At 57.5% G+C, this 25,289-nt stretch carries 26 protein-coding genes; 12 read left to right on the top strand and 14 right to left on the bottom strand.

All coding sequences use genetic code 11. The annotated features are described in order from the left end of the window. Positions 1 to 41: 41 nt before the first annotated feature. Positions 42 to 698, bottom strand: coding sequence for a DUF2959 domain-containing protein (locus DV711_RS09380; RefSeq protein WP_114695408.1), 657 nt, complete (start codon positions 696 to 698; stop codon positions 42 to 44). A 186-nt stretch (positions 699 to 884) separates the two neighbouring features. Between DV711_RS09380 and DV711_RS19470 the strand changes: the two genes are divergently transcribed. Together DV711_RS19470 and DV711_RS09375 are read left to right on the top strand one after the other, a co-directional pair. Next, on the top strand, positions 885 to 1,091 hold the full coding sequence (locus DV711_RS19470) for a hypothetical protein (protein WP_165840029.1): 207 nt from the start codon (positions 885 to 887) through the stop codon (positions 1,089 to 1,091). 7 nt (positions 1,092 to 1,098) lie between these two features. Then, entirely contained in the window at positions 1,099 to 2,529 is a 1,431-nt protein-coding gene (locus DV711_RS09375; RefSeq protein WP_165840060.1) for a tetratricopeptide repeat protein, read from the top strand. A 17-nt stretch (positions 2,530 to 2,546) separates the two neighbouring features. Here the strand turns inward: DV711_RS09375 and DV711_RS09370 are convergent, their stop codons facing one another. Then, the gene (locus DV711_RS09370; RefSeq protein WP_114695406.1) at positions 2,547 to 2,909 is read right to left on the bottom strand and encodes a hypothetical protein; all 363 of its coding nucleotides are present in this window, start codon (positions 2,907 to 2,909) and stop codon (positions 2,547 to 2,549) included. A 52-nt stretch (positions 2,910 to 2,961) separates the two neighbouring features. Further along, the gene (locus tag DV711_RS09365; protein ID WP_243633777.1) at positions 2,962 to 3,966 is read right to left on the bottom strand and encodes a DUF3179 domain-containing protein; all 1,005 of its coding nucleotides are present in this window, start codon (positions 3,964 to 3,966) and stop codon (positions 2,962 to 2,964) included. A 140-nt stretch (positions 3,967 to 4,106) separates the two neighbouring features. Between DV711_RS09365 and DV711_RS09360 the strand changes: the two genes are divergently transcribed. Beyond that, positions 4,107 to 5,150, top strand: a complete 1,044-nt coding sequence (locus DV711_RS09360; RefSeq protein WP_114695405.1) for a DsbA family protein — start codon at positions 4,107 to 4,109, stop codon at positions 5,148 to 5,150. An 88-nt stretch (positions 5,151 to 5,238) separates the two neighbouring features. Here DV711_RS09360 and DV711_RS09355 read toward each other — a convergent pair whose 3' ends face one another. Together DV711_RS09355 and DV711_RS09350 are read right to left on the bottom strand one after the other, a co-directional pair. Beyond that, positions 5,239 to 6,627 carry a sensor histidine kinase gene (locus DV711_RS09355; protein ID WP_165840059.1) on the bottom strand — a complete coding sequence of 463 codons (1,389 nt, stop codon included), beginning with the start codon at positions 6,625 to 6,627 and terminating at the stop codon, positions 5,239 to 5,241. After that, a complete protein-coding gene (locus DV711_RS09350) occupies positions 6,608 to 7,327 on the bottom strand; it encodes a winged helix-turn-helix domain-containing protein (RefSeq protein WP_279386515.1) in 720 nt (239 codons plus the stop codon). Before DV711_RS09350 ends, DV711_RS09355 begins: the two co-directional genes overlap by 20 nt. Before the next feature lie 105 nt (positions 7,328 to 7,432). On the opposite strand from DV711_RS09350, the gene DV711_RS09345 reads away from it, so the two are divergent. After that, on the top strand, positions 7,433 to 7,918 hold the full coding sequence (locus DV711_RS09345; RefSeq protein WP_114695403.1) for a GlcG/HbpS family heme-binding protein: 486 nt from the start codon (positions 7,433 to 7,435) through the stop codon (positions 7,916 to 7,918). Between the two features lie 78 nt (positions 7,919 to 7,996). Here DV711_RS09345 and DV711_RS09340 read toward each other — a convergent pair whose 3' ends face one another. Together DV711_RS09340 and DV711_RS09335 are read right to left on the bottom strand one after the other, a co-directional pair. After that, a complete protein-coding gene (locus tag DV711_RS09340; protein ID WP_114695402.1) occupies positions 7,997 to 8,491 on the bottom strand; it encodes a winged helix-turn-helix transcriptional regulator in 495 nt (164 codons plus the stop codon). Between the two features lie 123 nt (positions 8,492 to 8,614). Next, positions 8,615 to 9,427: a helix-turn-helix transcriptional regulator gene (locus tag DV711_RS09335; protein ID WP_114695401.1), complete on the bottom strand. Its 813-nt coding sequence runs from the start codon at positions 9,425 to 9,427 to the stop codon at positions 8,615 to 8,617. A gap of 266 nt (positions 9,428 to 9,693) precedes the next feature. Between DV711_RS09335 and ansA the strand changes: the two genes are divergently transcribed. Continuing rightward, positions 9,694 to 10,734, top strand: a complete 1,041-nt coding sequence (gene ansA / locus DV711_RS09330) for an asparaginase (RefSeq protein ID WP_114695400.1) — start codon at positions 9,694 to 9,696, stop codon at positions 10,732 to 10,734. A 78-nt stretch (positions 10,735 to 10,812) separates the two neighbouring features. Here ansA and DV711_RS09325 read toward each other — a convergent pair whose 3' ends face one another. Together DV711_RS09325 and DV711_RS09320 are read right to left on the bottom strand one after the other, a co-directional pair. Beyond that, a complete protein-coding gene (locus DV711_RS09325) occupies positions 10,813 to 11,256 on the bottom strand; it encodes a hypothetical protein (RefSeq protein ID WP_114695399.1) in 444 nt (147 codons plus the stop codon). A gap of 148 nt (positions 11,257 to 11,404) precedes the next feature. Next, positions 11,405 to 12,412: a ChaN family lipoprotein gene (locus DV711_RS09320; protein ID WP_165840058.1), complete on the bottom strand. Its 1,008-nt coding sequence runs from the start codon at positions 12,410 to 12,412 to the stop codon at positions 11,405 to 11,407. A gap of 229 nt (positions 12,413 to 12,641) precedes the next feature. Between DV711_RS09320 and DV711_RS09315 the strand changes: the two genes are divergently transcribed. From DV711_RS09315 to DV711_RS09300, 4 genes are all read left to right on the top strand, one after another. Further along, positions 12,642 to 13,130: a 2-thiouracil desulfurase family protein gene (locus DV711_RS09315; protein WP_114695397.1), complete on the top strand. Its 489-nt coding sequence runs from the start codon at positions 12,642 to 12,644 to the stop codon at positions 13,128 to 13,130. A gap of 167 nt (positions 13,131 to 13,297) precedes the next feature. Further along, positions 13,298 to 15,016, top strand: a complete 1,719-nt coding sequence (locus tag DV711_RS09310) for a proline--tRNA ligase (RefSeq protein ID WP_114695396.1) — start codon at positions 13,298 to 13,300, stop codon at positions 15,014 to 15,016. 105 nt (positions 15,017 to 15,121) lie between these two features. After that, positions 15,122 to 15,844: an ABC transporter permease gene (locus tag DV711_RS09305; protein WP_114695395.1), complete on the top strand. Its 723-nt coding sequence runs from the start codon at positions 15,122 to 15,124 to the stop codon at positions 15,842 to 15,844. A gap of 151 nt (positions 15,845 to 15,995) precedes the next feature. Then, positions 15,996 to 17,114 carry a beta-ketoacyl-ACP synthase III gene (locus tag DV711_RS09300; RefSeq protein ID WP_114695394.1) on the top strand — a complete coding sequence of 373 codons (1,119 nt, stop codon included), beginning with the start codon at positions 15,996 to 15,998 and terminating at the stop codon, positions 17,112 to 17,114. A gap of 28 nt (positions 17,115 to 17,142) precedes the next feature. Here the strand turns inward: DV711_RS09300 and DV711_RS09295 are convergent, their stop codons facing one another. Next, positions 17,143 to 17,772: a TetR/AcrR family transcriptional regulator gene (locus DV711_RS09295; protein ID WP_114695393.1), complete on the bottom strand. Its 630-nt coding sequence runs from the start codon at positions 17,770 to 17,772 to the stop codon at positions 17,143 to 17,145. A 209-nt stretch (positions 17,773 to 17,981) separates the two neighbouring features. On the opposite strand from DV711_RS09295, the gene DV711_RS09290 reads away from it, so the two are divergent. Together DV711_RS09290 and DV711_RS09285 are read left to right on the top strand one after the other, a co-directional pair. Then, the gene (locus DV711_RS09290) at positions 17,982 to 18,773 is read left to right on the top strand and encodes a thioesterase family protein (protein ID WP_114695392.1); all 792 of its coding nucleotides are present in this window, start codon (positions 17,982 to 17,984) and stop codon (positions 18,771 to 18,773) included. A gap of 249 nt (positions 18,774 to 19,022) precedes the next feature. Next, positions 19,023 to 21,044: an oxidoreductase gene (locus tag DV711_RS09285; protein ID WP_114695391.1), complete on the top strand. Its 2,022-nt coding sequence runs from the start codon at positions 19,023 to 19,025 to the stop codon at positions 21,042 to 21,044. A 252-nt stretch (positions 21,045 to 21,296) separates the two neighbouring features. On the opposite strand, the gene DV711_RS09280 is transcribed toward DV711_RS09285, so the two are convergent. Both DV711_RS09280 and DV711_RS09275 read right to left on the bottom strand, forming a co-directional pair. Beyond that, a complete protein-coding gene (locus DV711_RS09280) occupies positions 21,297 to 21,953 on the bottom strand; it encodes a hypothetical protein (protein WP_133297434.1) in 657 nt (218 codons plus the stop codon). A 64-nt stretch (positions 21,954 to 22,017) separates the two neighbouring features. Continuing rightward, positions 22,018 to 22,434, bottom strand: a complete 417-nt coding sequence (locus DV711_RS09275; RefSeq protein WP_114695389.1) for a hypothetical protein — start codon at positions 22,432 to 22,434, stop codon at positions 22,018 to 22,020. Positions 22,435 to 22,923: 489 nt separating this feature from the next. On the opposite strand from DV711_RS09275, the gene DV711_RS09270 reads away from it, so the two are divergent. Further along, complete coding sequence (locus DV711_RS09270) at positions 22,924 to 23,541, top strand: lytic transglycosylase domain-containing protein (protein WP_114695388.1); 618 nt, start codon at positions 22,924 to 22,926, stop codon at positions 23,539 to 23,541. 24 nt (positions 23,542 to 23,565) lie between these two features. Here the strand turns inward: DV711_RS09270 and DV711_RS09265 are convergent, their stop codons facing one another. Further along, a complete protein-coding gene (locus DV711_RS09265) occupies positions 23,566 to 23,841 on the bottom strand; it encodes an acylphosphatase (RefSeq protein ID WP_114695387.1) in 276 nt (91 codons plus the stop codon). Positions 23,842 to 23,917: 76 nt separating this feature from the next. Beyond that, on the bottom strand, positions 23,918 to 25,204 hold the full coding sequence (locus DV711_RS09260; protein WP_114695386.1) for a YihY family inner membrane protein: 1,287 nt from the start codon (positions 25,202 to 25,204) through the stop codon (positions 23,918 to 23,920). Positions 25,205 to 25,289: the final 85 nt, after the last annotated feature.

Raw genomic sequence — 25,289 nt, 5'->3', positions numbered from 1 at the left:
CCGGGATAGTTCCCGGCTTTTTTAGCATGCTGAAATCGGTGTTATTCGAGGCCCTGAATAAAATCCTTGGCCTGAGCGATCGAACGGTCCATCTCCCGAACCAGGCCTTTGACATCGGAGTCAAAGCGGCCGACCTCCCCTTTCAGCGCACTGATCTTCTCGGCATTGAGGTTATGCTTCAGGAACAATACCTGATCCTTGAACACCGCCAACACCGGCTTAACCTTGGCTTCGGAGCGCTTCAGTGACTTCAGGTATTGCTGATAACGGCTCTTGGTAGTGCGCAGCTTACGGGCGCTGGAATCACGCAGGGTCTTGCTGCTGTATTGACCCAGCTCCTGTTGCCACTCGTCGAACAGCGCGTCGGCAACGGACTCGATCGCATCGACACGGTCGCTCAGCTCTTCCGCTTTGGCGGCACTGTCCTCGTAGGCGTCATTGAGTGTCTCATAGCGCTCCTCCAACTCGGTACTCTGCAGTTGCAGTAGGGCGTTGAACGCCTGATAAGCCGACTGGAACTCCTCTTTGACCTCTTCCTGGGTTTCCGCGGCCGCTTCTACCCGATCAACCAGAATATCTCGCTTGGCATACCCGACCTTCTCCATCGCCCCGTAATAGGCGCTTTGGCAGGCACTCAAGCCACCGGCAGCCAACAGAATCAACAACAATCGGAAGTAATAATTGGGGGAAAATCGCATCGGGGGCTCCTGCCGTCTGGTCATAGCGCAAAATCCAAGCCGCCAAGCCTAACCGATCACCGGAGCTGCCTCAACGATCCCGCAAGTCAGGAAGCGATTCAGTCGTTCCGTTTTCCGGCGGGCTTTGCATTCATCGCCCACTGAGCCAAAATAATACCCTTATCAACGCTGCCAATGATTGTTGCTATGAAGTCGTATCAGTTTTTCACCGCCGAAGGCCGTGGCGGAACCATGCTCTGTGATGATGAAACCCTGGCGGATGCCGTTGCCGAGCTGCAGCAACGCTTCAAACAGGTTGTTAAGGTTCAGTACGGCAAAGAGGTCTGGGAAGCCCCCGCCACCGCCACCGGCTCAGAACCCTCCCAGGACAGTTCCGAGTCAGCCCCAACCTGATCCCATCATGGCTGCCAACCCGTCTTCCGGCGAACTGCTGAACCGTGCTCTGAACCAGCTTCAGCACGGTAAAGTCGATCAAGCCAAGGCGCTGTGCAAAAAATGCCTGCACCGGGAGCCGGATAATTTCAACGCCCTGCACCTGTACGGCGTGCTTTGTCTGAAACAATCGGACTTCGAATGTGCGGTCGACTATCTCGAGCAGGCTTGTAAAAGAGACAACCTGACTCGCGCCCACGCCCAGGCTTTCAACAACCTGTCGGTCGCCCAACTCAATCTCGGTCACCCTGAAGCGGCCCTAGACAGCGTCGAGACCGCCATCACCCTGGCCGGAAAGCAGCTGGCTTTTCTCGCCAACCGAGCCAATGTCTACGAACTGCAGAGCAACTGGCCGGCGATGGAACAGGATCTACGCGATGCCCTGCAGCTGGATCCGGACGATGAGTACCTGCTCAGCGGACTGGCGCTGGCGCTACGTCAACAACAACGCCCGGCTGATGCGCTGAGGCTGCTACAACCGATCCTCAACCACGCCAGCCCATGCCACGAACTCTGCTGGGAAGGGTTATTATTGATCGGACTGCAGCAGGGCCAACAGGAACTGTTACAACAGAGCGCAGCGATGGCTTACCGGCTTCAACGGGATCCAGCCCACTGGCTTGACCAGGTTGCCGATTATCTGTGCGAGCAACAACATAGCCAGCTTGCCCTGCCGCTGTATCAGCAAGCCGCAACGCTGGGACATAACGGACCGGAGCTGGAGCACAAGATGGCGGCCCTGAAGGGTGACACGCCCGACAAAGCCCCGGATCGTTATGTCGAACAGCTGTATCAGACCCATGCGGCACAGTTTGAGCGTCGACTGCTGGGCAAACTCGGCTACCGCGCCCCTTGGCAGTTGGTGGAGCAACTACAGCAACTGGGCTACCAAGATTTCAGGGCCGTGCTGGACCTGGGCTGCGGCAGCGGCCTGGGCGGTCGGCAACTGCGCAATGCCTTTGAGATCGAACAGCTGACGGGGGTCGACCTGGCCTCCAAGATGCTGGACTTGGCCAAGGCGAAGGGTTGCTATGATCAACTGGAGTGCGCCGAACTAGGACATTACCTCGGCCATCAACAGACAGAGTTTGACCTGATCTGTGCTCTGGATGTTTTGATCTATCAAGGCAAGCTGGAGGCTCTGTTTTCGCTGTTGGCAGCACGACTAGCGCAAGGCGGCTTGTTCGCCTTCAGTACCGAGCTGACGGACAGCTCGGTTTCCAATGACTACCTATTAAGCCCATCGGGCCGGTACCAACACAGCCGAGCCTATATCGAACGCCTGTGTTCCGCCCCTCAATGGAAACCATTGCGACTGGTTGAAATTAACCTTCGTCAGGAGGCAGGAAAACAGACCCCGGGGCTGCTGGTGGTTGTGGAAAAATCACTTAAGAGGTAATCACAACGGCGGTGGTCTCAGCGCTGTTGTAACTTATCCAATCGGGCGCTCAGCTTACGATTCAGTTTCACCTGCACGGCCAGAGTCGCCGTCAAGGCAATCGCCACCAGGCTGACCAGAAACAGCATCCCAAGGGAGGTATCCAGTACCGATATCCAGCTCTGCTGAGCATAGCTGCACTGTTCAGATAAGGAAATCACCAGCCCACGAATACTGCTCAGACTTTCGAGCTGCGCCACGACCGAGTTGATTTCGGAAGAGGTACGGCCCACTTCCTCCAGACCGCTGCGAAGCACCATCGCCGCCACCAGCGCCAGCACCGTTACCACACCTGCAATCCAGCACAACAGCACCGGTCCCTCTACACGTTTTGTTGCCATCGACTCTCGGTATCCTAAAAACGGGGATCACCGATCATTATCGCCTGATTTATCAATTTGTTGAATCGGCACGCCAGATATCGGTATCGGGGTGGAAGCCGTACCAGGCAAACCAGAAGCTGTTGATCACCGGTAGTTCCCGCTGCTGCTGATCAAACACCTGGCCCGATCGACTCTGAATATCGTACTCAATCCGAAGTTTCTGTCCGCCCAGCTCATCGATCAAGGGTGATTCATCATCCCGCTTGGCCAGTTCGACAAACGGATAGGCTTTATAAGCGTTACCCACTTGCACACCCAGCACCCGCTCTTTGGGGTGGTAGCGTTGGCTGAGAAATTCGACTGGAAAATAGAGCCGTCCATTGCGCTCGTAATCTCCGTAAGGGCTGCGCTGATAGTCCCGTCGAAAACCGGTATCGGTCGACAGCAAGCGAGTCTCCGGGTGCTGTTGCCGCCATCGTTGCCAACTGGTCAATGTCGAAGGAAGCAGGGTCAGACGCTGCCCCTTGCGCGCTCCGGTGACCGCTTCACCGGTTATTTGCGACCAGAGCGATTCGGACTGACGATCATAGAGCAACAGGTCACTGTTATAGAGCAGCCCGGAAACACCGAACTCCACCGGTGCGCCGTCCAGCCGCGCATCAAACACGATGGCCGTGCCACACAGAGGACAGTAGGAGATCAATACCGGTTGATCGCCGAAGCGATCGTTAACCAGCTCGTGCCAGTTCAGAATCGAGATCGGATACGCCCGACTTTCTCCCGCCAAGCTCAACCCGATCACCGGACTTTCCGGCTGCAGAAAATCATCCTGGTCGGCATCGACAAATCGGGGTCGATCGATCGAGGGGATCCCGTCGCGCGGCGGCCCCCCTGATAAGATCTGCTCCTCGGGTATCAGACTCCCCTCAAGTTCAAACCCGTTCAGAGAAGCTGCCGTCGTTACCGTGCTAGCCAGGCAAAACAGCCAACCCAGCATCCAGCGCCACCGGCTCAGCTTGCGACCGATCTCAATGAAGCCACTGTGTTCAGATACTGCAAACAGTCGAGTTTCCACGGTTGTCACCCCTCAGGCCCTAACAGGATTTAGACGACCCGGTGGGCGGGCTGTTACATTAGCGATCAATCCCCGACTGAACCGTCACAGCAACCGATGGGGATAGGTTGGGATAAAGCTAATTAACGGTGGGTATCTGCATGAGTGGCACCAGCAACAGCCGCAAGGGCTCCTTAGGCCTAAACATCGCGTTCGGATTGGCACTGCTGGGCGCGGCAATCTTCTTTATGCAGCCGCAACAGTCGACCGCCCCCGGTGACCCGGCCGTGTTGAAGCTTGGTGGGGAAACCCTCAGTCGCAGTGAGCTACCAGCTAAACTACGTCAGGCACTGGAGCGGGTCGAACTGAGCGCTTACCGACAGCGTCAACAGATCCTGCAGGCAGCCGCCGTCGACCTCTATGTGGCCCGCGTGGCCGAAGATAACCAGGAATCGATCGAGCAGGTTAGACAGCGTCTGCTACCCCGCCCCCAGATCAGCGAGCAGGAGATCCAGGCGTTCTACCAGGGCAACCGAGAGCGCCTTGGCGCCAGTCTGGAGCAAACCCGTGACGAGATCGGCCGCTACCTGTTCCGTCGGAAGGTCCAGCAGCAACACCTACAGCTGATTGACAAACTGGTACGGCTGGAAGAGCTGCAGCTGTTGATCGAAGCGCCGACCACCGAAGCAATAGCGTTCGATCTGGCCGGATTCCCGTCCCAGGGACCGGACGATGCCAAGGTAACCCTGGTCGAGTTCGCCGATTATCAGTGCCCCCACTGTAAGCGCGCCCACGAGATTCTGAAGGCACTACTGCCTCAGTATCTGGACCGGGTGCGTTACGTTTATCTCGACTTCCCGATCAACCGCAGCGGGATCTCTCGAAAGATCGCCGAGGGGGCGGTCTGCGCCGATCGACAACAACACTACTGGGAATATCAGGACAAAGCCTTTGAGCAACAGACGCAACTGACCGAAGCTTCGGTAACCGCAATCGCCGAACAACTGCAGCTCAATCTGCCTGAATTCAACCGCTGCCTGGCGGACGAAGCCACCGCGGCCCAGGTAAAGCGTGCCGAAGCGCAGGCCATCCAGGCAGGACTGAGCGGAACCCCAAGCTTCTTTATCAATGGCCACGTACTGGAGCCGCGACAGAATCTGGCCGACGAACTCAGAGCTCAACTGAACCAGGCCCTTGAGGGCTGATTCGGCAAACCAACAGACGCCGGTTATCGATTCGGGGACTGCGTCCCGCTGCCACTAGTGGAGACCGGCACACCCAATCTCAAACTGACTAGGCCCCCTTGGGCAATATCACCGTCAGGGTACAGCCTTTACCCAAGGCGCTGTTCATCTGAATCGATCCGCGGTGCGCCTCAACGATAGCCCGAACCAGACTAAGTCCCAGCCCCATTCCGGGTTCACTGCGGCTCGAGTCCCCGCGATAGAGGCGATCGAAGACCCGCTCTTGCTCGGCGGGATCGATACCTATCCCCCGGTCCGCGATCTCGATCATCGCCTGTGAGCCGCCGTCCTCCCAGCGAATGTTAACCACACCACCGGGTTGGCTGTATTTGATCGCATTGTCGATCAGGTTGCCGAACACCTGGTGCAATCGAACCTTGTCAGCTTGTAACGTCAGCGCATCATTTGACTGTAGCTGCAGCCGGATATCGCGATCTTCGGCGGTATAGCGATACAGCTCCACACAGTCGGAGATCAGCTCGCTCAGGTCGACCGGCTCAACATGGAGCTTGAGAATACCGCTCTGCGCTTCAGAGATATCCATCAATGTCTTGAGCATATTCTCGATGCGCGCACTCTCTTCGGCACAATCGAGCAGAGCCTCTCGCAGTAAGACTTCATCGGATTGCGCCACCGCTGCCTCAATGCTCAAGCGCATCCGGGCCAACGGCGTCCGCAAGTCATGGGCCACGGCATCAAGCGAGTGCTGCATGCCGACGATCAACCGTTCGATCTGGGACAGCATGGCGTTGAACAGCTGGGCCAGCTCACCTAGCTCCGAGCGGGGATTGCGCACCTGGACCCGAGCCTCCAGGTCACTGGTACTGAGGCTACGTACCGTTTCGATCAGATCATTAACCTGCCGCAGGGCGCGCCAATTCATGTAGTAGGTCAGCAGCAATCCAAAAACAAACAGCGGCAGCATCACCAGCAGCATGATGGTGCGAGTTTCCGTCAACGCCTGAGTCCTGCTGGCCGTGGATTTGCCGATCCGTAGACGCAAACCGTCCGAGAGCGAGATCTGGCCAACCATAAGGTCAATCTCGCTCTCGGGTAACCGAGCTTCGAGCCAATCTCCATCCTGCAAGGCTTGCAACGCTGGAGACTGCTGCGTTGGCCACTGTTGCGGCTGTACCCGCAGCAATACAGTACCGGCGGCATCGGTCAGCTCCAGCCACATCGCCGTTCGCTGGAAATAGGGGCTGTCCCGCTCGACCACGACTTCAAACTTATGCAGCCCCGCCGACTGCTCCAGGCGTTGATAGCTTTCCAGAAAGGAGTTGATCAGCTGCTGGTCTTTCTGCTGTTGCGCCTTCGAGATCAGCGCATCGACGGTCACAAACAGCACCAGCGCCGACAGAAAAAACAGCAGCGTAAACTTCAGGGTCAGATCAAGGGCGGTGTTTCGATGCAATCGCTTAAGCAAGCTTGAGGACATAGCCCACCCCACGCAAGGTATGCAGCAGCTTGACGTCGAAATCCTTATCAATCTTGGCCCGCAGCCGGCAGACCAGCACATCGACCACGTTGGTCTGAGGGTCGAAACTGAACTCCCAGACATGCTCGAGAATCATGGTCTTCGATAACACCCGACCCGGATTTCGGAGCAGATACTCCAGCAGTTTGAACTCACGGGGCTGCAGCAAGATGGTTTCGCCGGCCCGGGAAACCGTCTTTCGTAACGGATCTAAACAGAGATCGTGAAAGCGCAGCTCCGCGTGAAGTCCCGCCTCCGATAGCGGTTTCGCCCGCCTTAATAACGCTTGCGCCCGTGCCTGCAGCTCGCTGAATGAAAATGGTTTGGTGAGGTAGTCATCACTGCCGGTCTCCAAGCCACGCACCCGATCCTCGACGGAGCGCTTGGCACTGAGGATGATCATCGGAACCACGGCGCCGCTGCCACGTAACTCTTCGATCACGGATAGCCCGTCCCTGCCCGGCAGCATCACATCGACGATGATCAGGTCGTAACTCCCCTCGATCGCCATGGCCAAGCCATCATCGCCATTGGTGACGGTATCGACGCAGTCTCCGCACTCGCTGAAGCCCTTGGCCACGTAGCCGGCAATTTTCTCATCATCTTCGATCATCAAAATCTTCATGCTGATTAAGTTACCACCGCGAATCGGCTCTGACATCAACCGATGCCCAACATTACAACGCTGTAATGTGCCGGAAAGGTTGTGGAAATCCGGCCTTCGATAATCTGTCGTCACACCTAACGACCTGCAAAGGACAACAACATGAACAAGATCCGTACACTACTGGCTGCCGCCGCCCTCACCAGCCCCCTGTCCGTTCAAGCCGCCGAGCTGCCGACCCAAAGCTACCTGCCGCTGAGCACCGCTCAGCAACTGGCCAACGAAGCCTTGGCTGCCTGCGCCAAAGACGGCTACAACGTCAGTGTTGCGGTGGTCGATGCATCCGGCGTGACCCGTACCCTGATCCGTGCCGATAAAGCCGGTCCCCATACGCTGGAGAGCAGCCGCAAGAAAGCCTTCACGTCTGCCAGCATGGGCCGTCCGACGGCTGATTTTGCCGCGCTGATCGAGAAGAAGCCGATGGTCGCCGGCCTGCGGGATATGGACCCCAATATTTTGATTCTGGGTGGTGGTCTACCGCTGAAGCTGAACGGCGAGAAACTGGGTGGAATCGGTGTGGGCGGTGCCCCAGGCGGACACCTGGATCAGGCCTGCGCCCAGGCTGCTATCGATAAGGTCTTGAAATAAAAAGATAGGTCCATCCTGAGGCTGGCTGGATCTAATCCTTCGCCAACCTCAGACAATAAGTAAGGAAGCCTCTCGAACCTAGTCGCCGGACTTCATCTCAGGCACATTAATCGAGGAGGTTTCCTTCACCTCTTCCATCACGATATAGCTTCGTGATTTGTCCACATTCGGCAGGCTGATCAACAGCTCACCCAACAGCTCGCGGTAGGCCGACATCTCGCTGATCCTGGCCTTGATCAGGTAGTCAAACTCACCGGAAACCAGATGACACTCCATCACCTGAGGAATTTTCAGGACCTCACGCTTGAAGTCTTCGAAGATGGTGTTGGAGCGGTAGGTCAGGCTGATCTCGACAAACACCAGCAACCCGGCTTCCAGCGCACGCGGATCCAGATTGGCCGAGTAACCCCGGATGATCCCGTCCTTCTCAAGTCGGCGAACTCGCTCCAGGCAAGGCGTGGTACTCAAACCGACCTCGGCGGCCAGATCCACATAGGACATGCGTCCGTTGTTTTGGAGCTGACGTAGGATATTACGGTCGATACGATCAAGTTTACGGGGTTTAGCTGCCACCTGGGCTGGTCCTCAATTTATAACACAACAACAACACAATCGTCGGATTGCCTTGGCAAGGACAGCAAGTTTAGTAACTAAGATCGCCAAATACCAGAAAAACAACTCCTGACGAGTTGCCGTTTAGACTGGCGCGGCCAGGAACAGGTTATCGCTGCCGTTGCTGCGATTGTCGATCAGGTCCTTCAGGCTCTGGTCAAACATCGGTGAGTCGGCCGGGTAAAGCCCACACATCCGCAACGCCTTACGCAGGTCAACCTGCTGTCCCAGGTAGTCATAGGCCACCCGTACACAGGCCGGATCACGCTGGGCGCTATCAGAAACCCCCAGGCGCAAACCCGACAGCCGGCTGATGCGGCTTTTGTAGGTCGGATATAGAATGGTCTGGGTCACCTCGTTGCCGGTCAGGGATTCGTAATCGACCATAAAGATCCGCTCGCTGAGAAAGAACGCACAGCCAAGGTAGCGAGCATGGAAGGTTCGCCCTCCTCCTGGTGGCTTGAGGCGCTCGATCCGCCGATACACCACCTCGCCCTGAACCCGGGTCAATTCGACCAGATTGCGCAGGATGTTGCCCGGAAACGCCATCGAGTAATAGATCTCGAAGTAATAGCCCAGATATTGATCAAAGCGACCCTGACCATGAGTCTGTAACTGCTCGATATGGCGATTGAACTGACGTTGCTGCGGTTGGTTGGTGGTGTTGGGGCGAACCTGGATAATCTGGGAAAATTGATTGTGGGGCAGGAAGATCTCATATTCCTCGACCCCGAAAAAATCACAGATTCGACGCAGGATATATTTTGACGGTGTGCTGGTGCCGTTGAGGTACTTGTTAAATTGAGACCGATTGATCGGGACCAACCGACAGACTTCGGCGATCGACTTGTAATAACTGCACAAAAGGCGCAGATTCTTGCAGAAATTATCCCCCATGGCCGTTCGCTCCCCTGACAGTCATCGGTTAATCAGCAACGTATCAGGCCGTAACCCCCATGCACGATGCTTCAGCCCCCGTGGCCACTGCTGCTGCGCTGCAAAAGCATCCCCATTGGATGCTAGAATAGCAACAGCTAGCGCCACACCGTAACAGATAGAGGAATTGTTAGCATCTATCCTGTCTGTGATATTGCAGGTCTTATGGCTCGTAGCCCCAAATCCATCAGCCCCGCGTTCGCGCATCAATCAAGCTTTAACTATCGATGAACAAACGAATCTATATTCTCTATACCGGCGGAACAATCGGAATGCAGCGCTCAGAGCAGGGCTATGTACCGATGCCGGGACTGGCGGACCTCATTGCCCAGAAGATGCCGATACATTTGTCGGCCAACATGCCCGACTATGAGCTCGAAGAACTCGATCACCTGATCGACAGCACCAATGCGACCCCGGCCGATTGGCGCACCATCGCCAGCCGCATCCGCGACAACTACGATCAGTACGACGGGTTTGTGGTGCTTCACGGTACCGACACGCTGGCCTATACCGCCTCAGCCTTGTCATTTATGCTGCAGGACCTGACCAAACCGGTGATCGTCACCGGCTCCCAGATCCCGCTTTGCGAGCTGCGCAACGACGCCCAGGACAACCTGATCACCACCCTGGTGTTGGCGCGTAACTACCCGATTCCAGAAGTGCTGCTCTACTTTAACGGTCGACTGCTGCGGGGTAACCGAGCTACCAAGGTCAAAGCCAGTGGCTTCGATGCCTTCGACAGCCCCAATTTCCCGTGGCTGGGCCAAGTCGGCATCCATATCGAAATCAAGCAGCACCTGACCCGGCCCTGCGCCGACAAACCAAGGTTCGAGCTGCCTAGCTACGGTAAGCAGCGGATCATCACCCTGAAGCTGTTCCCCGGTATCGACGCCCAATTCCTGCGCCACCTGTTAAACCAGCCGTTAGACGGTCTGATTCTGGAATCATTCGGTGTCGGTAATGCCCCGGACCGTGAGACTGAATTTCTGCAGTTGCTGCAGCAGGCCAATGACCAGGGCGTGGTTATCGTCAACCGTTCCCAGTGCATCCAGGGAAGGGTCGATCACAGCAGTTACGCTACCGGACTGGCACTGGCGCAGACCGGCGTGATCAGCGGTTACGACATGACTCTCGAAGCCGCCTTCTGCAAGCTTCACCACCTATTGGCCAGCGGTCTGGATCAGGATCAGGTCCGCCAGCAGATGCAGGTCAGTCTCTGTGGCGAGCTGACCCCGGCCAAGCCCAAGAGCGATAGCCAGAGCTGAGCGCGACGATAGCCAAACGTCGCCATTCTGGCTAATTTGAGATCAAGGGGTGAATAGACCCATACGCTGATATTGGATTCAACTGACCAGTTGCCGATCCACCAGCAGCTCAGGGCCGAGTTCGGAAAGCGGGGGTTGGGAGTGCGCATGCAATAACCAGGAAAGCCCCTGGTCGTAGCTGCCGAAGCACTCGATATTCAAGCCGTTGGCTTTGCAGGTCATCACTCCCAAGCCCAGGTCAAAATCGGTCTCGCGACAGACGTAGGCGACCTGGCGACCGCGAAACCATTCCGAAAAACAGAGTGACAACTCAAACACATCCTGCGGTTTGAGTTGGGCGCTTCCGCGAAAACTGGAGCGGTCCTCCAGTAGTAGCCGACCGATATTATGTTCCAGGCAACAGCTGGCGATATCCAGAAACGCCAGCCGTATCGACGTTGGGCAGACCCGCCCCGTCATCAAGGCGTGCAGCATCTCCCCCCGACGACTGATTTCGATCCGTGCAGCAACGATCGCATCCATAACGACTCCTGAGAAATCACCGCTTCCATTCCGGTCACTCGATACCGGATTTGGTAGCAGCAGTTTTCTATGGGTTCGATTTACCCTAGTACAGGTATCGGGCTTTTGCTTTCGTCGCTACGATCAGGATACCTACGATGGTTGTCGGTTAAGCGCCGTTCAACTCGGCACAAATATCTCGGTAATCCTGGCGTTGGGTAAACCAGAGCAGATCGTGCCGCACCCCGAGCGCCTGCTCCGGATCATCGGCATCGAACAGGTAGTCACTCAGTGGGCTGGGTTCGATACTGATCTGCTGCAGGCCGATATTGAGTTGATTCAACTCGGGGCGAAGCTTCGCCACCTGGTTGACCAGGCCAAGGTTATGCTCGGTATGACCGGCACCGACGATCATCACCACCGGACCGGCATGGCTATCGTCGGCCATCGCCACCACCGAGGCAGCCATCCGATAATTACGCTCACGCCAGGTGCGGTACAGGCGGGTTAACAACGGCTCCTCCCCCCAGCCACAATGGCCATCGGTGAAGCGGCGGTACATAAAATCCCGGTAGACTCCCTGTTCCAATGCTTCTCCCTGCAGCTGCTGCCGCTCAACCGCGGTCAACTGCTCCATATCGGTCCGGCTCAAACGCAGTTTGATACTCGGCGCCAGGTCCGCTCCAAAGATCTCCAGTTGGTGCTCTCGAGCCAGTTCGATCAGCCGAAAGTAAAAATTCCATTCCTGATCCGGACGCTTTTCCCAATCCAGCTGACGACGCAGACGCTGCTCCGGTGTCAGTTTTGAGCCCGGTCCCAGCGACATCAGTGAAGCCTGGCCGCTGACGTACTGGCTCAGATAGCCGCTCTGGCCGATATCGAAAAATTCGAATCCCAGCACCGGTTGCAGACCGCGGCCAATCAAATCCTGCAGGATCTGCAGCTGAATCCGATGATGCTCGGCGTTGTCATGCCGCTCACCCAGATAAACCACATCCGCCTTGGCTGCACGCGCTAGCAATTGCGGGTAGCCCAGCGGTTGCTGAGTACCCGCATCGATGATCTGACCGATCAAGGGATCCTGGCGAGGCTCTGTGGTGGCAGTACCGCCACCCAGCAGACTACAACCGCTTAGCATGGTGACCGACAGGGCGACCCATCCGAACTGTTTCAGCATTCCAAACCTCATCATTCCAAGCCGTTAATAATTAACGCCTTAATATCCTTTGACTATCCAGGGTTGTCTACTCCCCGAAGGGAAGATAGTGGACAACCCAACTCCGGCAGTTTGTCGGCGCCATACTCGACGGCTCCGATAATCGTTACTATAGAATCAGGATCGGCGCAGTGGTTCGGTAAACGCAACCCTGCCCGGCCGTGGATCAACCGCCAAAGAGTTTACCGCCATGGACCGAATTCTGGTCAGTCGCTGCCTGCTGGGAGAGCCGGTACGCTACGATGCCAGCCCCAAATCCCTGGATCACCCGCTGTTGGATCGCTGGCGCGACGAGCAGCGGCTGGTACCGATTTGCCCGGAGATGGCCGGCGGCTTACCCTGCCCTCGCCCCCCAGCCGAAGTTGACCAAGGGCGCGGCGACCGGGTAATCAAAGGTGATGCCCGAGTTCTCTGCCATGACGGCAGCGATGTCACCGACGCCTTTGTTGCCGGTGCCAAAATCGCGCTGGCGCAGTGTCGTCAGCAGCAGATCCGCTTTGCGCTGCTCAAGGCCCGAAGCCCCTCCTGCGGCAACCAGGATGGCTACGACGGCAGTTTCAGCGGCACCCTGGCCGAACAAGGGGTCGGCGTCACCGCCGCACTGCTGATCAGCCAGGGCATCCGGGTGTTCGACGAAACCCAACTGGAACAGCTGGCCGAAGCACTCGATCGGGACTGAGCGGCTTGTAAGCCTGCAAACAAGCCCTTGCGAACATCCGGCTTCCAGCTTGATTCGCAATCAAGGCATCGCTTTGCAGGTTCCCTTGAAGCACCGTGTTCTGCTCCGTAAAATGGCCCCCTTTATCTTTTACGATTCCGTCTTCTCAATTCAGCCGAGCCCATACCATGCGCGCCAGCCAATACCTGATTGCCACCCTTAAAGAAACTCCGTCTGACGCCCAAGTGGTCAGCCACCAGCTGATGCTCCGCGCCGGCATGATTCGCAAGATCGCCGCCGGCCTCTACACCTGGCTGCCGATGGGCCTGCGTACCCTGCGCAAGGTCGAGCGGATCGTCCGTGAAGAGATGGATCGCTCCGGCGCTCAGGAAGTGCTGATGCCGGCGGCCCAACCGGCCGAGCTGTGGCAGGAATCCGGTCGCTGGGAGCAGTACGGCCCTGAACTGCTGCGGGTTAAAGACCGCCACCAGCGCGACTTCTGCATCGGCCCGACCCACGAAGAGGTGATCACCGATCTGATTCGCAACGAGTTGAGCAGCTACAAGCAGCTGCCGGCCAACTTCTACCAGATCCAGACCAAGTTCCGGGATGAGATCCGCCCCCGCTTTGGCGTGATGCGCTCCCGTGAGTTCATCATGAAGGACGCCTACTCGTTCCACACCGACGGCGAGTCGCTGCAGCAGACCTACGAGGTGATGCACGCGACCTACACCCGGATCTTCGAGCGCCTGGGGCTGGACTTCCGTCCGGTACAGGCCGACTCCGGCTCCATCGGTGGTGACTCCTCCCACGAATTCCACGTATTGGCCGAATCCGGAGAAGACGCCATCGCCTTCTCCGACAGCTCCGATTACGCCGCCAACATCGAAAAAGCCGAAGCCCTGGCTCCGGCTGGCGAGCGCCCGGCAGCGACTGCCGAGATGGAGCTGGTCGACACCCCCAACGCCAAGACCATCGCCGAACTGGTCGAACAGCACGGGCTGCCGATCGAGAAGACCATCAAGACCCTGATCGTCAAAGCCAGCGAAGAGATCGACGCCGACTATGTCGCGTTGCTGGTTCGCGGCGATCACGAACTCAACGAGATCAAAGCCGAGCATCTGCCGCAGGTAGCCGAACCGCTGGAGTTCGCCGATGAATCCCAGATTCGTGCCGCCATCGGCGCCGGCCCCGGTTCCTTGAGCCCGGTCAATCTGCCGATGCCGGTGATCGCCGACCGCACCGTCGCCAAGATGGCCGACTTCGGCGCCGGCGCCAACATCGATGACAAGCACTACTTCAACATCAACTGGGGTCGTGATTGCGCCGAGCCGGAAGTGGCCGATCTGCGCAACATCGTCGAAGGTGACCCGAGCCCGGACGGCAACGGCAAGCTGGTGATCAAGCGCGGCATCGAAGTGGGCCATATCTTCCAGCTCGGCACCAAATACTCCGACGCGATGGATGCCAAGGTGCTGGACTCCAACGGCAAGTCGGTTGTCATGTCGATGGGTTGTTACGGTATCGGGGTAACCCGGGTCGTTGCGGCCGCGATCGAGCAGAACAACGACGACTCCGGCATCATCTGGCCCGACGCGATCGCACCGTTCCAGGTCGCTCTGATTCCGATGAATCCGGACAAGTCCGAGGCGGTACGCGAGACCACCGAACAGCTCTACACCGAACTGCAGGCCGCCGGCATCGATGTACTGATGGATGACCGTAAAGAGCGTCCCGGGGTTAAGTTCGCCGACATGGAACTGATCGGCATCCCCCACCGGGTCGTGATCAGCGATCGTGGTCTGGGTAACGGCACCCTGGAATACAAGGGCCGCCGCGACACCGACCGCCAGGATATCGCCACCGATCAGTTGGCCGAGATGCTGAAGCAAAAGATCCTCGGTTAAATCACCGAGGCAGACATCAAAAACGGGGCTTATTTGCCCCGTTTTTTTTCCATCGCATCTCGGAACCCCTAGGATATAAAACGACACTGGCTTGGGTAACACGCGATGACTTTAGCCCCGATCGAACTGGAACAGCTGGCGATCGCCTTTATACCGGCGCTGCTGGTGGTGGTGCTGATGTGGCGCTGGCAGCTGAATTACCGCAAAGCCCTCTACGGCATGGCCCGGATGCTGACCCAGCTGCTGCTGATCGGCTATGTACTGATCTATATCTTCCAGGCCGATTCCAGTCCGATCGTGATGGCCGTGCTGGCGGTGATGCTGATCGCCTCCAGCTGGATCGCGTTGGGATCGATCGAAACCCGGCGCAGTTCGATGCTCGGAGCCAGCTTCACCGCGGTGCTGCTGGGGGCCGGCTCGATGCTGCTGCTGATCAGCCAGGGTGTGCTGCAGCTCGATCCCTGGTATGAACCGCGCTACCTGATACCGCTGGCCGGGATGCTGTTCGCCCATGCGATGAACAATGTCAGCCTGGCGGCTGAGCGCTACTTCGCCGAGCTGGCCAACGGCAACAGCAATGAAGACGCGGCCAGGATCGCTTTCCAGGCCGCGCTGATTCCGGTGGTCAACTCACTGTTTGCCGTCGGCCTGGTCTCACTCCCGGGGATGATGACCGGCCAGATCCTTTCCGGCGTCTCCCCCTTCATCGCCGCCCGCTATCAGATCATGGTGATGTGCATGCTGTTCGGCTCGTCAGGGCTAACCACGGCGATGTTTCTGTACCTGATCCGCCGCCGCCAAAGTCTTTCTAGAATATCAGGGGGCTAACCCTCTCAATAAGCCTCTCAATTAGTGGCTTTTTCGCCCACCCTGATTGAGCGATCCTGTCATAGGCCCAACCAACCCTTGGGCGTAGACTTGATCGATTTTGAACACTCAAAGCGCGACGCTGCGGCGCACGACGATGGACAGGTGAAAGATGAACATAGTGATCAGCGGTACCGGCCTTTACACCCCTCCCGACAGCATCAGCAACGACGAACTGGTAACGGCATTCAACCAGTACGTCGACCTCTACAATAACCAGCACGCCGAGGCGATCGCTGCCGGTGACAGAACCGCGCTGGAGTATTCGAGCAGCGAATTTATCGTCAAAGCCTCCGGTATTCAGAGTCGTTATGTGGTCGATAAAGCGGGGGTTCTGGATCCGACCTTTATGCGCCCCAGAATACCGGAACGCCCGGACGAGCAACCGTCGCTGCTGGCCGAGATGGCCGTTAACGCCGCTCGCCAGGCGCTGGACAACGCCGCCTGCAGTGCCGAAGAGATCGACCTGGTGATTGTCGCCTGCTCCAATCTGCAGCGGGCCTACCCGGCTATCGCGATCGAGGTACAACAGCTGCTGGGCTGTGCTGGTTACGGCTACGATATGAATGTCGCCTGCTCGTCGGCCACCTTCGGTATCGGCGCAGCTGCCGATGCGATCCGTTCCGGCACCGCCCGTCGGGCGCTGGTGGTCAACCCGGAGATTACTTCGGCCCACCTGGATTTCCGCGACCGTGACTGTCACTTCATCTTCGGCGATGTGGCCACCGCGCTGGTGATCGAAGCCGAACAGGATTGCCGCGCTGAGCAGGCATTCCGTATTCTGGGGACCAAGTTCGAGACCCGCTTCTCCAACAACATTCGGAATAACTTCGGTTTTCTGAACAACTCCAACCCCGAGACCCGGGACAGCCGCGATAAGCTGTTTATGCAGAACGGTCGGAAGGTGTTCAAGGAGCTGCTGCCGATGGTGACGCAGGTGATTGGAAATCACCTGGAGCAACAACAACTTCAGGCCTCGGACTTCAAGCGCTTCTGGCTACATCAGGCCAACCTGACCATGAATCTGTTCGCGGCGAAGAAGCTGCTGGGACGCGATCCGGAAAGCCACGAGTTGCCGATCGTACTGGACCGCTACGCAAACACCAGCTCGGCCGGATCGGTGATCGCCTTCCATCTGCACAGCGCGGATCTCCAGTCAGGGGATCGGGGGATTCTCAGCTCGTTCGGCGCCGGTTACTCGGTCGGCAGCGTGCTGCTGCAAAAGTGCTGAACCCTGTCGGCCAGAAAGCGACATCCGGTTAAACCGTCTTTGCGCTGGCCCCCAACTGCTGGCGCAATAGCTGGACCAACGTATCGCTGACGGCATCGACGCTGCTGGCATCGGCATAGATGCCATCGATCGCCAAGCGACAGAGACCGTGGAGCGAACTCCAGGCCACCTGGGCGTAGCGTAGCGGTTCGCAGCCCGATGGAATGGTCCCATCCAGCTGCCATTGCTCAACCAGCTCGATAAAACGCCGGAAGGCGGCGTGTCCCTCTTCGATCAGATGCTGGCTTGGCTCGCCGCTCTTCCAGATGCTCTGGCCGAACATCAGGTTATAAACCTCCGGCTGCCCCATCGCGAAGGACAGATAGAAGCGTACGAAAGCCTCCAGTTTGGCGCCGGCATCGAGCTGGTCATTGGCAGCGATCGAGTCCACTTCGGTGGTGAATTTGCGAAATCCACTGATCGCCAGCTCGGACAGCAACGCCTGCTTATCGCGAAAGTGGTGGTAGGGCGCGGTACGGGAAACGCCAACCCGGTCGGCCAATTTGCGCATGCTCAAACCGTCGACGCCGGCTTCGGCAATAATCGCCGTCGCGGCTTTGAGCAAACAGGCGTGCAGATCACCGTGGTGGTAGTTGCTTCTGGTGTCGGTCGACTTCATCGCCGGTCCGCACCTCGGCACGATCCTGTCTGGTTTTGCTCGATTACCAATTCATTGTCCTCGTCGTTGTCCTGCCTGAATCCAAGCGCCTCAATCTTGACGGCACTAAAATTAACATGAAGAATCCAACATACGCCTCCGTATTGAGAGTTCAAACTAATCCGGCCTGCGACTATCGCTCTCACGCCATCCGGTAACAGGACAACAGCATGCTCAAAACTGAATACAACGCGTTCTTCCATCAGGAGGGAGATTGGTTTGTCGGTAACGATCCGGCCCGCGGCCCCTGGAGCATCGATGCCTGCCACGCCGGCCCGCCGACGGGCTTGATCGTCCGGGCGCTGGAATTACGGGTGACCGACAAGCAACTGGTTCGCTTGACCGTTAACCTACTCCGCCCGATCACGATGAATGGCTTCCAGATTGAAACCGAGATCATCCGTGATGGTCGTTCGGTCTGTACCGCCTCGGCGCTGCTCAAGGATCGTGACGGTCGTATCTGCGCCAGCGCCCAGAGTCTGCATATACGCCACGGCAAAGATATCGCCCTGCCCACAACCGAAGTCCTTGGGCCCTGCTTTGAAGATGCCCGTCCGGGCGAATTCCCGGTCCGTGAGCACCATCACGACCTGCCCTTTTTCGCCGACGGTATCGAGGTGGCCTACCCACCCGGTCAGGACGATAGCCCCGGCCCAACTACCCTGTGGATGCGAACCCTGCCGCTGTTGGAAGGCGAAGTTCCGTCACCATTCCAGCGACTCTGCCCGCTGGCCGATTGCGGCAACGGCATCTCCCGCAACTGCGAGCTGGCCGAGGCGCGGTTTATGAATCCGGATGTCACCATCGCGATCCACCGCCTACCCGAATCAGAATGGCTCGCCTCCGAAGCGGTGTCCCACTGGCCCCCCGGCGGCATCGGCACCGCGGTCGCCACGCTGTTCGATCAAAAAGGTGCGATTGGTACCGCTATCCAAACCCTGCTGGTCGAGCCCCACCAGTAATCTCGACTTTGCAGTCATTTCAGCATGCTCGACTCCAATCGGGCCGAGCATGCCAAGCTCTATACCTCCACCAATCTTGACAGCGTCTATTTTTGCTTATATTTTAACCCAATCTTGACAGTGTCAAATTTGAATGACAGCCATACTATTCTGACTCACAGAGGCCAGACCAACAGAGTCCAGACCAGAATCTGAGCGTCAGAAAGCACAACAACTAAAACGATCTGTGACCCTCTACGGAGACCGACGATGACCGCATCCGCCTACCCCAATCTACTGGCCCCGCTCGACCTGGGATTCACCACCCTGAAAAACCGCGTACTGATGGGCTCGATGCACACCGGCCTGGAAGAGCGTAAAAACGGTTTCGACAAGATGGCCGCGTTCTACGCCGAACGTGCCCGTGGCGGCGTCGGCCTGATCGTCACCGGAGGAATCGGCCCCAGCATGAACGCCGCAGTATTCCCCGGCGCGGCACTGATGGCCAGCGAGCAGGATGTCGCCAATCACCGTAAGATCACCGACGCCGTGCATGCCGAAGACGGCAAGATCTGTATGCAGATCCTCCACGCCGGCCGCTATGCCTATAACCCCAAGCTGATCGCACCCTCGGCGATCCAGGCACCGATCAACCCATTCACCCCCCACGAACTGACCGAAGAGGAGATCGAAGCCGAGATCGAAAGTTTCGCCCGCTGCGCCGAACTGGCCCGCGAGGCCGGTTACGATGGCGTCGAGGTGATGGGTTCCGAGGGCTACTTTATCAACCAGTTCATCGTCACTCGCACCAACCAGCGTCACGACAACTGGGGTGGCGAGTACGACAACCGGATCCGTTTCGCCACCGAAACCGTCAAGCGGATTCGCGAGCGCGTCGGTACAGACTTCATCATCATCTACCGGCTATCGATGCTGGATCTGGTCGAGAATGGCAGCAACTACGACGAAGTGGTTGAACTGGGCCAGGCGATCGAACAAGCCGGCGCCAGCATCATCAACTCCGGCATCGGCTGGCACGAGGCCCGGATTCCGACCATCGCCACCAAGGTTCCCCGTGCCGCCTTCACCTGGGTCACGGCCAAGGTACGCCAGGCTCTGTCGATTCCGGTGGTGACCTCCAACCGGATCAATACCCCGGAAGTCGGCGAAGAGGTACTGGCCCGAGGCGATGCCGATATGGTGTCGATGGCGCGTCCGTTCCTGGCCGATCCCGAGTTCGTCAACAAGGCCGCCGAAAATCGCAGCGACGAGATCAACACCTGTATCGGTTGTAACCAGGCCTGTCTGGATCATGTATTCCAAGGCAAGCCGGCCAGCTGTCTGGTCAACCCCCGCGCCTGCAACGAGACCGAACTGAACCTGATCGCCACCGACTCGCCCAAGAAGCTGGCGGTGATCGGTGCCGGGCCCGCCGGTCTGGCGTTCGCCACCAGCGCCGCCGAACGCGGCCACCAGGTAACCCTGTTCGATGCCGCCGACCAGATCGGTGGCCAGTTCAACATCGCCAAGCAGATCCCGGGCAAAGAGGAGTTCTACGAAACCCTGCGTTACTTCGCTCGTCAGATCGAGCTGACCGGCGTCGAGCTGCGCCTGGGTACCCGTGTCGATGCCGACGAACTCAACAACAGCGACTTTGATCAGATCATCATCGCCACCGGAATCTCCCCGCGCACCCCGGCAATCGATGGCGTCGAGCATCCGAAAGTGCTCAGCTACCTGGATGTGATCAACGGTGCCGAGGTCGGTCAGCGGGTTGCCGTGATCGGTGCCGGCGGCATCGGCTTCGATGTCTCCGAATACCTCAGCCACGCCGGTCCCAAACCGAGCCAGAATATCGAGCTGTTTATGAAGGAGTGGGGGGTCGACCTCGAACTGGCCGCCCGTGGGGGTATCGAAGGGATCGAGCCGCAATTCGCCCCGTCGCCGCGGCAGATCTTCCTGCTGCAGCGTAAGAGCAGCAAGGTCGGCGCCAATCTGGGCAAGACCACCGGCTGGGCTCACCGCGCAGGCCTGCTCAAGCGGGGCGTGCAGATGCTGCCAGGCTGCGAATACCACAAGATCGACGATGCCGGCCTGCACCTGAGCGTCGGCGGCGAAGAACAGCTACTGGAAGTGGACAACATCATCCTCTGCGCCGGCCAGGAACCGCTGCGCGAGCTGACCGAAGGCCTTAACAAACCGTTCGAGCTGATTGGCGGTGCCGATGTCGCCGCCGAACTGGACGCCAAACGCGCGATCGATCAGGGCACCCGACTGGCGGCACAGATCTGATAAAGCCTAGCTAACGCCCAGTAGGCCAGTTGAGGAAAGATGCCGCCGTCTCCTCAACTGGCTTAGGAAGTCTTCGTAAAACTCTACTGGAACAAGTTTTAACAGGACAAACTCAAGACTAAACCACACCGGAGCTCCTAAGCTCATTACAGCTGCTGTGCCATGAGCTAACAGGTGGTTTTAGAACAGCAAAAAGCATCCGCTGATACAGCCAGACAAGTATTTTTAATAGGCAACAGGGATTCCCCTGACCTACCCTCCTTGAAACCAAAACCAAAGAGGTACAGGGGCAACGGCAAGCACCAGCAGCATGAGGTAGGTAGGGTAAGAGACCAAATGGCTCATGCCAACAATTAGTCCGATACCTCCACCGCCCCCAATTACTGCGTTACCGGGCAAGTTCAACAGCACAGCAATGGTCAAGAAACGGTGCTTAACCAGAATAGGCGCAATACGTGACGGCGCTTTTTCATTCAGCAGTTTCATTCGGGCATGAGCATCCAAAGGCGCCAGCCGCTGGATTAGGTTACTGGCACGACTGAAATGGAACCAAGAAAGAAATCGACACAGAACCAGGGGAGATAACAACCGCCCCATTGAAAAGCTGATGGAAAGAGACAGCAGGGTGCAAAGATACACCAAGAGCGCACCTTTGCCGCCGAGTAAGAGCATTAGCCCTAGCCCCACCTCAATGCCCGGCATAAACGGGATCGCCATCAACAACACATATAGCAGAGCCATTGACAGAACCGCCCCCTGCAGCAGGGATTCGTGACGGGGAAATATTTGAAAGTCTATTTGACGGGCAAGCCAGGCAGCGCCGAAATTGATGAGCAGAACCACACCAACGAAGAGGAGAAGCTTCAAAAAACGCACCATGCGTGTTGGTGTTTGGCTGGAATCGGGCAAAACGTTCCACCTTTGACAAAGCTACAGCTAAGTTGGAGTAGTGCAGAAAACAACTCCTGCATACTCACTCCTTGAGAACACCTTTGAACCAATATTCCCGTCGGGTATTCCAAAACCAACGCTCTTTAGTCCAAATGAATATCACATCAGCGCTTTTACCCTCGATGGTACCCTTCCAAGCGATCTGCCCATGAGTCGGGCTGGTGGTAATAGCTTCGAAATGAATTTGATCTCCTGTTACCCGGGCACTGTATTGGCTGCTGCTGAAGTTATAAGGTACGCAGGATGAGGAGGTAAACAGGCCATCTTCGAAAATGAGCGCTTCCTCTTCGTCTGATTCCGCTTCACGCCCCTTTTCACCATTGCTTCCCACAAAGGTCATACCATCCAGCAAGCGTGAAGGCTCCCCCGCCCCGGCAGGGACGACGGTAAATAACCAAACAAGAACTATATACAGCGAAATAACTGGACGGATAGGCATTGCAACACCCCTTTCCAACACGATGCCACTTCGGGGTATCTGAGTATCGCAAATTATAGCAAACAGGCAGCGTCTCATTCGTAAGTCTGCCGTTGGCCAAAGCTCAAGATCTATTAATCAGCCCCGTTCAAAATCCCTGTAATGATCTTGAGGTCCGCCCTATGCTCTCAGAGGCAACAGAGATATCCCGCACCAATCTAAATTCTCTAAAGTGTACGCTTCGTATTGATAGCTACTTCTATACTGCCGCGTGTAAATAACCGCGTGATCAATCCTAGAGAGCACTGCACTGACAGGGTATGGTGATGCCCAGGCATGTCCGGATTAAACTCGCTAAATCCAATCACCCCTCATCTTTCTGACTTCCATCAAACCAACTCCTGATCGGCGGCTCCTGCACTGGCGATCCCCCCGCAGCGGTCATAGAATGGGGCCTTTCTAGTCTCCCTGCTATCCCACAAATAGCAGGCACCAAGCCAAGATTTTGCCATGCCGACAATTGCCGACAGGATCCATCTTCGCTTCCACCCGATTGCACTGCTGCAGTTGGCGGTGCTGTGTCTATTGCTGCTGGGGCTGACATGGCCTAGTTATGCCACTACCCGGAGCCAGGCACCGGTTGATCAGGAACTGCGTAGCTGGCTGGTCGAGGCGGTCAATCAGGCCGACAGTTTTGAGGATCGTTTCGATGCCGAGGTCTGGTTGGTGGATATGTCGGCTCGGATCAGTCGGTACGTCAAAGATGATCAGGAGCGGCTGCATATTCTGCGTTCCGCCCACCGTGAAGCCAAACGGGCCGGGTTGCCGATCGATCTGGTGATGGGGGTCATTCACACCGAGAGTCTGTTCCAGCGTTTTGCAATCTCGGTGGTGGGTGCCCAAGGGCTGATGCAGGTGATGCCGTTCTGGAAGAACGAGATCGGTCGCCCGGAGGATAATCTAACCGATATCGACACCAACCTGCGCTACGGCTGTACCATCCTGAGCTACTATCTGGAACGCTCCAAGGGCAACCTGAGCGAAGCGCTGGCGCGCTACAACGGCAGCTACGGCAAGATGAAGTACCCAAATAAGGTCTACGCGGCCCAGAACCGCTATCTGGATTAGGCCCTCTCCAATTTAACTCGCCAGCTAGCGAACCTCGAAACCGTCGAAGCTCTCCGGTTCGTCGATCAATGTCACTTCCACATCCGCCACCCGGGCCAGCTCCGGTCCGACGCTGAGCCAGGCTTCGAGCTGGCGCACCGCATTGGGTTCGCCCACCAACACCGCCTCAACCCGACCGTCCGGAAGGTTGCAGACCCAGCCGGATACATTGTGGTACTCCGCCTGCTCGCGGGTAGCCTGCCGAAACCAGACCCCCTGAACCCGACCGGTAATCCAACAGTGCAGCCCTAACCTTTCCATACGACCTCCCGTTAACTGCTGGGACTGATGATTAAATACATCCGCGCTGAGATGGATGAAACCTCAGCGTGGCGTACTATTTAGCCGCGGTACGCAGCTTGCTATCGATCTCTTTAACCGTTTCCCGCTGTTGTCCGAATAACTGCGCCAAGTTGGTGCCCAACTGCTCAACCCGGAAATCGGTGACATGGTCCAGGGATAGACGCAGCTGATCGGACCAGTGTTGCGGGTCGTCGCAATAAGCTTGGCTAAGCGCATCCGGTAACGGCCAAAGCAGTTTGCTCTGAAACTGCTCCAGCGTCAGGGTATGCAGATCCCGGCACAACAGGTATTGGCCTTTGTGATTAACGCTGACCATGCCGGCCCGTTTCAACTCTTCCAGATAGCGCGACAACAGCAGTACCGAGAGTCCGGGCAAGCGTCGCGCCAGCTGGGATTCGTACAGGCCATGACCGAGCTGTTGCGCCCGCCACAGCTGCTCCATCATCGCCAGCCCCCAATACAACGGCGGCGCATCGATCCCCCGGCGACTGGAATCGTAAGTACTCAGGCAACGAACGAACTGCGCCCCCAGCAGCACGATGATCCAGGAGATATAGATCCACAGCAGAAACAGCGGCACGGCGGCAAAGGCCCCGTAGACCAACTGGTAGGACGGAGACAGCGACACGAACATCGCAAAGCCCCGCTTGGCCGCCTCAAACAGCAGCGCGCTGAGCAGCCCGCCCACCATGGCATGCCGTAACCGCACGGTGCAGTTGGGTACCGCGGCATAGAGCAACGTGAAGGCGGCACCGCTAAGCAACAAGGGCAGCAGTGCCAGCAGGCGCTCCCTGCCGCCGATCACATCGGTGGCATCGGAGACCAGCGGCAGCGAGGTGACATAGGAGGTCAGGCCCAGACCCAGGCCCAGCAGCACCGGACCCAGGCTCAGTACCGCCCAATAGATCAAGAAGCTCGGCAGCCCCCGCCGTGGCTCGCGTACCTGCCAGATGCGGTTGAAGGTCTTCTCGATCGATTTGAGCATCATAAAGGCGGTGATGACCAGAAACAGGATACCGATCCCGGTGAGGGAACGGGCCTGACCGGCAAACCCCGACAGGTACTCTTTCACCGCCGCGCCGGTGCTGGGGACGAAATTATCGAAGATCATGCTCTCCAACTGCGGCCCCAATCCCTGAAAGCTGGGTACCGAAGCCAGCATCGCGTAGGTCACCGTCATCATCGGCACCACCGCGAACAGGGTGGTGTAGGTCATCGCCGCCGCATTGAGAATCCCCTGGTTGGCAATAAACTGCTGAAACAGATGCCGAAGGAATCCCAGACTGGTGCTCGAGCCGATCGCAGAAGTGAGGTTTTTCATCAAAGGACCTTAAACCTTAGTTTTCGTAACTTGTTAGCGCTGATTCTACGGTTAGAATAGCCCGATTGATAACCGTTTAGACACC

Source organism: Motiliproteus coralliicola (assembly GCF_003345655.1).
GTDB classification, from domain to species: Bacteria; Pseudomonadota; Gammaproteobacteria; order Pseudomonadales; family Balneatricaceae; genus Motiliproteus; species Motiliproteus coralliicola.
Note: the sequence above shows the minus strand (reverse complement) of the source record. Positions and strands in the feature narration are given on the sequence as shown.